General features: G+C 66.8%; 9 protein-coding genes and 2 tRNA genes. All 11 read right to left on the minus strand.

What is annotated here, in order from left to right; all coding sequences use genetic code 11:
* Positions 1–1,079 (minus strand): GTPase (locus AC5RTT_RS18415; RefSeq protein ID WP_494146403.1); only part of this gene is annotated, 1,079 nt, incomplete at its 3' end.
* Positions 1,076–2,845 (minus strand): dynamin family protein, encoded by a 1,770-nt coding sequence (locus AC5RTT_RS18420; RefSeq protein ID WP_494146404.1) that lies wholly within the window; start codon positions 2,843–2,845, stop codon positions 1,076–1,078. The genes AC5RTT_RS18420 and AC5RTT_RS18415, both read right to left, overlap by 4 nt.
* Positions 2,846–3,011: 166 nt before the next feature.
* Positions 3,012–3,087 (minus strand) — tRNA-Glu (locus AC5RTT_RS18425).
* 131 nt (positions 3,088–3,218) lie between these two features.
* Positions 3,219–3,290, minus strand: a tRNA-Gln gene (locus AC5RTT_RS18430).
* Positions 3,291–3,357: 67 nt separating this feature from the next.
* Positions 3,358–4,137, minus strand: coding sequence for an HAD family hydrolase (locus AC5RTT_RS18435; protein WP_494146405.1), 780 nt, complete (start codon positions 4,135–4,137; stop codon positions 3,358–3,360).
* The gene (gltX, locus tag AC5RTT_RS18440) at positions 4,137–5,651 is read right to left on the minus strand and encodes a glutamate--tRNA ligase (protein ID WP_494146406.1); all 1,515 of its coding nucleotides are present in this window, start codon (positions 5,649–5,651) and stop codon (positions 4,137–4,139) included. Before gltX ends, AC5RTT_RS18435 begins: the two co-directional genes overlap by 1 nt.
* Positions 5,652–5,729: 78 nt before the next feature.
* A complete protein-coding gene (locus AC5RTT_RS18445; RefSeq protein WP_494008578.1) occupies positions 5,730–6,506 on the minus strand; it encodes a fumarylacetoacetate hydrolase family protein in 777 nt (258 codons plus the stop codon).
* 5 nt (positions 6,507–6,511) lie between these two features.
* The gene (locus tag AC5RTT_RS18450) at positions 6,512–7,321 is read right to left on the minus strand and encodes an MBL fold metallo-hydrolase (protein ID WP_494146407.1); all 810 of its coding nucleotides are present in this window, start codon (positions 7,319–7,321) and stop codon (positions 6,512–6,514) included.
* A gap of 248 nt (positions 7,322–7,569) precedes the next feature.
* A complete protein-coding gene (locus AC5RTT_RS18455; protein ID WP_494050705.1) occupies positions 7,570–8,682 on the minus strand; it encodes a branched-chain amino acid aminotransferase in 1,113 nt (370 codons plus the stop codon).
* 103 nt (positions 8,683–8,785) lie between these two features.
* Complete coding sequence (locus AC5RTT_RS18460; protein WP_494146408.1) at positions 8,786–9,838, minus strand: 3-isopropylmalate dehydrogenase; 1,053 nt, start codon at positions 9,836–9,838, stop codon at positions 8,786–8,788.
* Between the two features lie 46 nt (positions 9,839–9,884).
* On the minus strand, positions 9,885–10,503 hold a 619-nt coding region (locus AC5RTT_RS18465; protein ID WP_494146409.1), incomplete at its 5' end, for a class F sortase.

Raw genomic sequence — 10,503 nt, forward strand, 5'->3', positions numbered from 1 at the left:
CGCTCCGGGGCACCGGCGGACGGCAGTGACGTACGGTTCAGCTCGGCCGGCGTGCTGCTGCGGAGATTGAGCCGGCGCAGGGGGTCCGGACGGAACCTGGAAAGCCACCGGGTGACGGGCCAGCCGGTCCGCCGCGCCGCTTCCAGCCGGTAGGACCGGGAAACGGCGCTTACTACAACAGGCACGTTCGCCGCGACTGCCAGTTCATCGGCAAGCCTGGCTTTTGCCCCAGGGGCAACCCCGGCGGCTTCCCCGTCCCCTGACGTTGCCCCCAGTTCCCGGCCTGCCTTGGACACATCTGCAGCCAACCGCTGCGACTGGGCCCTGCGCTGGACGGCAACGGACCGGATGGCCGCCCGCAAGGTATCGATGCCGGCACCCGTCACCGCGGACGTGGACAGCACCTTCACCTGGCCGAGGCCGTCGCCCGCCAGGATGGCGCGGAGGGATTGGAGCACCGGTTCCACGTCCGGCACTGGCAGCCGGTCAACCTGGTTCAGCACCACGAGGGTCACCGCCCCGTGGGAGGCGAGCGGCGCGAGGAAGCCGTGATGGACTGCCGCGTCGGCATACTTTTGCGGGTCCAGGACCCACACCAGGACGTCAACCAGGCCTACCATCCGCTGTACCACCTCACGGTTGGCTTCCCGGGTGGAGTCGAAATCGGGCAGATCCAGAAGGATCAGCCCTGTCTCCTCATCCGCGAAGCCGTCCACGGCGGCCGCGTGGTGCCGGTTGCGGACTTCGAGCCAGTCAAGGAGCGGCCCGCTGCCGTCCGCTCCCCAGACCCCGGCCAGAGGTTCCGATGTTGTGGGGCGGCGGGCCGCCGCCGTCGCAATTTCTGCGCCGCTGACCGCGTTGAACAAGGAGGATTTGCCGCTGCCCGTGGCACCAAAGAAGCCCACCACAGTGTGGTCTGCGGACAGTGACCGGCGGGAACTGGCCCTGTCCAGGACAGCCACCACTTCCTGCAGCGCCTGGTCGGGAAGGACGCCTTCGCCGAGGCCGCGGGCGTCGTCGAGCGCCTGGAGCCGGCCGTCCAGCCGGGAAGCCTCCCTGGCCGCGCTGTGGCGGCTCACGCGCTGCCTGCCAGCCGGACCAGGGCATTGGACTGTGCCGCAAGGACGCCTTCAGTGCCTTCAACGCTTTCCGGCAGCCGGTCAAGGAATTTCTGCTGCTCTTCATCGAGAAGCCGCCGGCACCGGACCGCGAGGTCCTCCCGCGCCTTTTCGGCCATCCGGCGTACTGCATCCTCGCCGAACACCGCTTCCAGCAGCCGCTGGCCCACCACGGCAGTACCGCCGGCAACACCGACTTCCAGGCCTGTCAGGCCAGCGGTCATCGAGAAAACCACGATCATCAGCGCGGCGCCGAGGCCGTTGATGCCGAAGGACAGCCAGCGTGCCTGGGTCCGCTTGCCTTGGCCCTCTGTCCGGATGAGCTCCATGAGCGCCTCCTGCCAGGCACGGATTTCGGCAGCGGCCCGGTCGGCGAAGCCCGGAGCAGTACCTGACAGATCGTCGGTCCCCAGCAGTTGGCGCCCGGCCGGATCGGACCGCCAGCGCTGGTCGGTCTCCTCGGCGGCGTTGGCTGCCTCGTCCAGGATGACGGCCTGCAGGCCTGTCTCGATGGCGGCCTCCACCCGGACGGCGGGGGGCGGTTCGCCCCGGAAGAAGGCACCGAGCCGGTCCCGGAAGCGTCCGACGTTCTGCTCCAGGGCCCGGAAGAACTCGCCCGTACCAACGAAGTCCTGCCACCGCGCGAGTACTTCACCGCGCAGGAGCGCGCCGTCCCGGGTGGCGTCCATAATTCGCTCCGCTGCGTCCCGGTAGGCCGACACGGCGTCCGACTCCAGGCTGCCGGCTGCGCGCCGCTGCTCTGCCGCCGCCAGGGCAATTGCGGAAACCTTGCCGGCCAGTGCCCGGACCGCCCCGTTGAGGGTCCGCCGGGCGACGTCCGAGCGGCCGGCGGCGTCCGCTGCGAGGTTCTGCAGCCATGTGGCTAACGGACGGACAGCTGCTGCCGGCAGCATGCCTCTTGAATCCAGTGTGGTCTCCGGAATGATGAACAGCTGCGCACCGCCCAGGCCTTCCCTGTCCAGGAGCACCCGGAGGTCCCCGCTGACTTCAGCCTCCGCCCCCGGCGGAACCCGGTCCAGCACCACGGCCACCATGATGTCCCTGGCGGCCGCGTCCAGCAGCAGCTTCCAGGGAACGGCGTCGGCGTAGCGGTTGGCGGTGGTGACGAAGATCCAAAGGTCTGCCGCCGCCAGCAGCTGCCCTGCCAGCCTCCTGTTCTCATCGGCGATGGAATCGACGTCCGGGGCGTCCAGCAGGGCGATCCCGGCAGGAACGGCGGGATCCGCCAGCAGGACGAGCGACGACGACGGCGCGGTCCCGGGGGTTTCCATTGCCTGGCCGGCGGGAACCTGCCCGGCGAGGGCGCCGCGGATCCGGCTGAGGCCAGGAAGGACACGCTGACCTTCGAACCAGTCCGCCTCCGCCGGGTTGTGCAGCAGGATGGGCTGGCGCGTAGTGGGCCGGATGGCGCCGGCACGGGTCACCGGATGGCCCACGAGCGCATTCACCAGCGTCGACTTTCCGGCGCCCGTGGAGCCGCCGACGACGGCCAGCAGCGGAGCATCCAGGCTGCGGTACCGGGGAAGGATGTAGTCATCCAGCTGGCTGGCGGCACCGGCCGCCTCACGCCGGGCCAGATCAGCACCGGGAAGCGCCAGCGGCAGGCTCACCTCCGCAAGCGCGCTCCGCACATTTTCCAGCAGCGCCACCGCCTCGGCGGTCTGCGCCGGCTGGCCTGCATCATCGTGCTCGTTCCGGGAGGTCACAGCAACATCATGCCAGCTCACGCGGTTCAATAGGCGGCGACCCGACGGCGGGACTCCCCTGTGGATGGTCAGGTCCACCTGGCATTGCCCGGGGAATTGTCCGGCCGGCAGGGATCAAGCCGGATAAAGAAAAATGGTCCCGGGCTTCTGCCCGGGACCATTTCGATGGTGACCCCAGCGGGATTCGAACCCGCGTTACCGCCGTGAGAGGGCGGCGTACTAGGCCGCTATACGATGGGGCCGTGTACTTCCTGCCAGCGTTTCCGCTGGTCAAGCTCAGTGATTGTTTCACACACTTCGCTCGTGTTCCAAATCGGCGGACCGTTTGAAACTGTTCTGTCCCGAGGCCGGGAAACCGGCGCTCAAACCAGAGCTGGGATACCAGGACTCGAACCTAGAATGACGGTACCAGAAACCGTAGTGTTGCCAATTACACCATATCCCAATGGCACTTTCGGGCCGGTCTTCAGGGCTTTTGCCCCGCTCCGTGCGCCTCAGCACGAGAAAATACTCTACCCGAGACTTTCAGCTCGCACAAATCGGCCGGGTGTGACGTGCCTTACCAGCCCGTCCAGGGAGGCAACCACGTGGCCGTCGAACCCTGTTAGCGGCTCGCCTGTCCGGTTCAGCCATACGCCCAGCAGGCCGGCGGTCGTCGAGCCTTCCGCATCCAGCAGCCGGTTGTCACCCACGTAGAGCGTTTCGGAGGCGGCAGTACCCAGCAGCCGTACGCCCTCGAGGTAGATCGCCGGATTGGGTTTGGCGACGCCGAGCGTGTCCGTGCCCACCAGGTGTGAAATACGTTCCAGTCCCGCCCTGTCCAGCTTGGCCCGCTGGTAGTCGTGGACGTTGTTGCTGACGGCGCCGTAAGGGATGCCTGCGCCGTCCAGGACGTCCAGCAGCGGCAGGACGTCCGGAAAAGGCTTGACGTAGGCAGGCTGGCGCTCCATGTAGGCGTTGAGCCACCGGTGCGATTCCTCGCCGTCCGCCAGTTCCACCCCGAAGTGCCCCAGCGCCGCGCGGCCGCGGAGCAGTCGCTGTTCGTTGAACGTCACTTCCCCCGCGAGGTACTGGTCGTAGTAGTGCGTGGTCTCGTGCGTGAAGATGCGCCCGAACCGGTCCCACCCGGCCTGGTCCAGGCCGGGCAGGAGGTGTTCGCTGACCTCCCGCAAGGCAGTGGTCATCGAGTATTCGAGGTCCACCAGGGTGTCGTCGATGTCGAAGAGAACACCGCGGACCGCCCCGAAGGGTGTCTCCAGGACGCCGCTGCGCGCCTTGCCGGGAGCAGTCATCAGCCGCGGAAGGCCCGGAGCCGGCGCAGGGAGGATTCCTTGCCCAGGATCACCATGGATTCGAACAATGGGGGCGAGATCCTCCGGCCGGACACGGCGGTGCGGACCGGGCCGAAGGCCAGGCGCGGCTTGATGCCGAGGTCCTCCACGAGCGCCTGCTTGAGCGCGGCCTGGATATTGTCCGGCGTCCAGTCTTCCACCGGCTCGAGCGCGGCGATGGCTGCGTCCAGGACTTCCTCGAGGTTCTGCGGCAGTCCCTTGCGGGCGTCATCGGCAATGTCAATGGCGTCATCATCCTTGAACAGGAACCCGAGCATGTCCGGCGCCTCGCCCAGCAGGGCAATGCGTTCCTGGATCAGGGGCGCCGCTTCGGTGAGGATTTCCTCCTGCCGCTCCGTGAGCTGCTCCCCCAGGTATCCTGCGTTCCGCAGGTAGGGCACCAGCCGGTCCCGGAAGTCTTCGGGGGCCAGCATCCGGATGTGGGTGCCGTTGATGGCTTCGGCCTTCTTGATGTCGAAGCGTGCCGGGTTGGCAAGGACGTCGTGCACGTCAAAGTGCTCGATGAGCTGGTCCACCGTGAAAATGTCCTCGTCTGCGGACAGGCTCCAGCCCAGCAGCGAGAGGTAGTTGAGGAGGCCTTCGGGAATGAAGCCCCGGTCGCGCAGGAGGAAAAGGTTTGACTGCGGGTCCCGCTTGGACAGCTTCTTGTTGCCTTCACCCATGACGTATGGCAGGTGGCCGAACTCCGGCATGTAGCTGGCCACGCCGATGTCCATCAGGGCCCGGATGAGGACTACCTGCCGGGGCGTGGACGAGAGCAGGTCCTCCCCGCGCAGCACGTGGGTGATGCCCATGAGTGCATCGTCGACCGGATTCACCAGGGTGTACAGGGGCGAACCGTCGGCGCGGACGATGACGTAGTCCGGGATGCTGCCGGCTTTGAACGTGATTTCGCCGCGCACCAGGTCGGTGAAGGTGACGTCCTCGTCGGGCATCCGCACCCGCAGCACGGGCTGGCGGCCTTCCGCCTTGAACGCTGCCACCTGCTCCTCGGTGAGCTCGCGGTCAAAGTTGTCGTAGCCGAGCTTGGGATCGCGGCCCGCGGCGCGGTGGCGTGCCTCCACTTCCTCGGGGGACGAGTAGCACTCGTAGGCGTAGCCGCCCGCGATCAGCTTGGCTACGACGTCCTTGTAGAGGTCAAGGCGCTCCGACTGCCGGTACGGTTCGTGCGGGCCGCCGACTTCCACGCCTTCTTCCCAGGTGATGCCCAGCCACTTCAGCGCTTCCAGCAGTTGCTGGTAGCTTTCCTCCGAGTCGCGTGCGGCATCGGTGTCCTCGATGCGGAAGACGAACGTTCCCTTGGTGTGCTTGGCATGGGCCCAGTTGAAGAGCGCAGTCCGGATCAGGCCGACGTGCGGGGTGCCGGTGGGAGAGGGGCAAAACCGGACGCGCACGGGTGTATCGGCTGAAACGGATGGCAGGGAGGCAGCAGGGGACGCAGAAGGAGTAGTCATAGTGGCTCCAACTTTACCGTCTGCTGCCGCCGCCCTGCGCGGGCAGCGGCAGCTGCCGGCGGCGGCTGTCCGCTGGTGTCAGCGGCGGACGATCGGATTGGACAGGCGTCCGATTCCCTCAATCTCCACCTCAAAGCGGTCGCCAGGATTCACCAGGCCCACACCGGCAGGTGTTCCGGTCATGATGACGTCTCCGGGCAGGAGGGTGAAGGCCTGTGAGACCACGGAGACCAGTTCCCGCACGCCCCGGATCATCTGGCTGGTGCTGCCGTCCTGGCGCACCTCGCCGTTCAGCCGCCCCTGGATCTGCAGGTCCTCGGTATCGAGGTCAGTCTCGATCCACGGGCCCAGCGGCGCCGAGGTGTCAAAGCCTTTGGCCCGGGTCCATTGCAGGTCGGTCTTCTGGACGTCGCGGGCGGTGAGGTCGTTCCCGCAGGTGTAGCCGAAGATGACGTCGTCCACGCGGTCCTCCGGGACGTCCTTGCAGATCCGGCCGACCACCACGCAGAGTTCCGCCTCGAAGGACACCTCCTCGGAAAATTCCGGCAGCACGACGGGATCGTTGGGGCCCACAACGGCTGTGTTGGGCTTGAGGAAAAGGAGCGGCTGCGCAGGCACCTCATTGCCAAGTTCGCGCGCGTGCTCCACGTAGTTGCGCCCCACGCCGATGACCTTGCTGCGGGGGATGATTGGGGCCAGCAGCCGGACGTCCTCCAGCTTGTGGCGGACGGAGGTGCGCTCAACACCGTTGAAGAAGGGGTCACCATGGATGACAGTGATTTCCTCACTGCCCGGTTCACCTTCAACAACACCGTAAAGGGGATCAGAATCGACAACAAACCTGGCAATACGCATGGGTCCTACCCTACCGTTCGGGCCTGGCCGCTTCCTTCACCGCGCAGGTAGTGCAACTGGGCGGCGACTGACATTTCGGCAGCCTTCCGGACGGAGGGGACGACGTCGGCATAAACCACGTCAGCCACTTCTCCTGCCGTGGCATCCCGGCCGAGTTGTTCCAGCGCCGCACGGATCTGGCCGAGCCGCTCCTGCCGGTGCAGGCGGTAATCCCGGGCAATCGACTCCACGGAAGGCAGTATGGGCCCGTGTGCCGGGAGGACCGTGGCCGGCCCCAACGCCTCAAGCCTGTCCAAAGTGCTGAGGTAGTCCCCCAGCGTGCCGTCCGGGAAGTCCAGCATGGTGGTACCCCTGCCCAGGATGGTGTCGCCGGTCAGCACGGAACCCTGGGGGCCGTCCTCCGGAAGATGGAAACACAGAGAATCGGACGTATGGCCGGGCGTGGGCAGCACGTGAATCTCCAGCCCGCCAGCGTGGATCACCCCTCCGTCCAGGGGTTCTCCGCCGCCGTGGCAATGCACCGGATCAGCGGCACGGACGGGGGCTCCCGTCAGGTCATGCAGGCGGGCAGATCCTGCCGTATGGTCCGCATGGCGGTGGGTAACGAGGATGAGTTCCACCGGGCCGGCAGCCAGCGCGCGCAGGTGGCCCTCGTCGAGCGGGCCCGGGTCCACCACGACTGCACGGGAATAGCCGGTGGCGCGCAGCACGTAGGAGTTGGTCCCCTCGAGGCTCATGGGCCCGGGATTGGGGGCCAGGATGTACTGGGTCAGGGCGGAGCTGCGCTGCAGGATGGGCCGGGAAGCGGACGTCACCGTCCCATCTTTGCATCCGCCGCCGGACCATCGCCGCCTTGCACCCGGAATAGAACGGCCGGGTGTCCGGGTTGACCACCAGTAGATCCACTCGTTGCCTCGCGCGAAGCCGTCGTCCGGGAGTTGGAGTCACTCCTGGAACGCGCTGCTGCAGCAAGTGATGCAAGCGGAACGGCGCCCGCCGGGCAGAAGCCCGGCAGGCGCCGTCGTGGTTCTCTGGACCCTTGAATGGCGGGACCTGGCCCGGCTCAGGCCAGGCGAGTCAGCCAGCCGTGGGTGTCCGGGGACGTCCCGGTCTGGATGCCGAGCAGCCGCTCACGGATGGCCATGGTGGTCTCCCCCGCCTTGGCGTCCTCGGATCCGATGAATTCGGTGGCGTCCTTGAGGACTCCGATGGGGGTGATGACGGCGGCAGTACCGCAGGCAAAGACCTCTGTGATGTCACCGGAGGCAACGCCGTCGCGCCACTCATCCAGGGTGATCTTGCGCTCGGCGACTTCCCGGCCCATGTCCTTGGCCACCTGGATGACGGACATCCGGGTGACGCCTTCCAGGATGGTGCCGGTGAGTGCCGGGGTGGCCAGCGAGCCGTCCTTCATGACGAAGAACACGTTCATGCCGCCCAGCTCTTCCACCGCGTTGTCATTGAACTGGTCGAGGAACAGGACCTGCTTGCAGCCATTGGCTTCGGCTTCCTGCTGTGCGATGAGCGAGGCAGCGTAGTTGCCGCCGCACTTGGCCGCGCCGGTGCCGCCGCGGCCGGCCCGCGCGTACTCGCGGGAAATCCAGATGGACACCGGCTTGAGCTCGCCGCCGAAGTAGTTGCCTGCCGGTGAGGCGATGACGCGGAAGGAGACTTCGCGCGCGGCCCGGACGCCAAGGAATGCCTCGGTTGCGATCATGAACGGCCGCAGGTACAGGGACTCCCCGTCGCCGTCAGGAACCCATTCCTTGTCCACGGCCACCAGTTCGCGGATGGCGCCGAGGAAGTATTCGGCAGGCAGTTCGGGCAGTGCCAGCCGCCGGGCCGACTTGTTGAGGCGGGCGGCGTTGGCTTCCGGACGGAAAGTCCACACCGAGCCGTCCGCGTGGCGGTAGGCCTTGAGCCCCTCGAAAATTTCCTGCCCGTAATGCAGCACGGCGGCGGACGGGTCCAGGGAAATCGGCCCGTAGGCCTCCACCCGGGGGTTGTGCCAGCCACCTTTACCGTTCTCATCGACGCTGTAGTCAACGATGGCGGTGTGGTCGGTGAAGTGGTTGCCGAATCCCGGGTTCGCCAGGATGGCTGCACGCTCTTCAGCAGACTTCGGGTTGGCCGAAAGCTGCTGGCTGAATTCGACGCCGTGGGCAGTCTGGGTCATGGTTCCTCCACGATCGGCCGCCCGGGTTCAGCGCTGAACGGAAGGGCGGCATTTGGTGATTCGAGACAAGCTTACGCCCGATGCCGGAGGCCTCGGCGCGGTGTCAGAGCCCGGCCGCGATCGCGTCGCCGATCGCACTGGTGCTGCGGGCGCCGCCGTCGCGCTTTTCGACGTCGGCAACCACTGCCGCTTCGATCCTGCGGGCCGCTGTGGTGTAGCCGAGGTGGTCCAGGAGAAGGGCGGCGGAAAGGATGGCGGCGGTGGGGTCTGCCTTGCCCTGGCCGGCGATGTCCGGAGCGGAGCCGTGGACCGGTTCGAACATGGACGGGGCGGTACGGTCCATGTTGATGTTGCCGGATGCCGCCAGCCCGATGCCCCCGGTGACGGCGGCAGCAAGGTCTGTCAGGATGTCGCCGAAGAGGTTGTCTGTGACGATCACGTCAAAGCGGGACGGGTCCGTGACCATAAAAATGGTGGCTGCATCCACGTGCAGGTAGTCGTGCGTGACCTCCGGGAACTCCGCCGCGACTGTCTCCACGGTCCGCTTCCAGAGGTGACCTGCGTAGACCAGGACATTGTGCTTGTGGACCAGGGTGACGTGCTTGCGCTCCCGTGCACTGGCGCGGCGGAAGGCGTCCCGCACCACGCGCTCTACGCCGTGGGCGGTGTTCAGGGACACTTCGGTGGCAACCTCGTGCGGGGTGCCGGCCCGGAGGCTGCCGCCGTTGCCCACATAGGGGCCCTCGGTTCCTTCACGGACAACAATGAAGTCGATGGGGCCGGGGTTGGCCAGCGGGCTGCCCACGGTTCCGTACAGCCGCGACGGCCTCAGGTTGACGTAGTGGTCCAGGCTGAAGCGGAGCTTCAGCAGCATCTCACGCTCGATGATGCCTGACGGGATGCGGGTATCGCCGGGGGCCGCACCTACTGCACCGAAGAGGATGGCGTCCCGGGTCCGCAGGTCGACGAGGACCTCGTCCGGGAGGGTCTCCCCCGTTGCCAGCCAGTGTTCAGCGCCGAGCTTGTAGTGCGTCTGCTTGAGCTCCACCCCTTCTGCAGCAACAGCTTTTTCCAGGACTTTGACTGCCTCGGCAATGACCTCGGGGCCAATGCCGTCGCCGGGGATAACTGCGAGATCGATGGAGGATGCGCTCATAGTTTCAGGGTAGCCAAGCCATCCATATGGTGGTCAAGCCGTCTCATTATGCGGGCGTTGCAACGACCACCACGTTCGTCCCCCAGAGATCGTCCGTGTAACAGGAGATCAGCACCACAGTGTTGGGCGAGACGGCCCAAACGGGGCTGTCTTTCAGGCTGGATTTTTCGTAGGTGGTGACAGATTCCACGCGGTAGGCCAGTTGCCCCGTTGAGGTGGTAACCGTCAAAAGGTCTCCGGCAGCGGCCTTCGTGCTGAGGTGGTTGAAGGGCGCGTCCTGGTCCTGCCAGCTGTGGCCCACGATGTAGGTGGTGTTGGCGGACCCGGCACCGGGGGTGCCGTAGGGCGTGAGCCAGTATCCGTCCTTGGTGGACGGCGGAATGATGGCCTGCCGTTCCCTGTCCTCGGCGCTCGGATCAAGGGGGTGGACCACCACGTCGATTCCCGTCGCCGGGTATGCCAGGTGTTGCGGCGGCGCGGCAGCCGGCCCCTCGGGGGTCGGGGTGGTCTCCGGCGGCGCTGGGGAAACTAAGGGGGCCCCCGTGGTCGCCTCGGCGGACGGTGCCGGACTGGCTGAGACCGCCGGCGGGGCCGCGTTTCCGCCGCATCCTGCCAGCGAGGGCACAAACAGCAGCAGGCAAGCCAAGGCCGCCGGCAGGCATGCG

Source organism: Arthrobacter sp. Y3221157 (assembly GCF_059089865.1).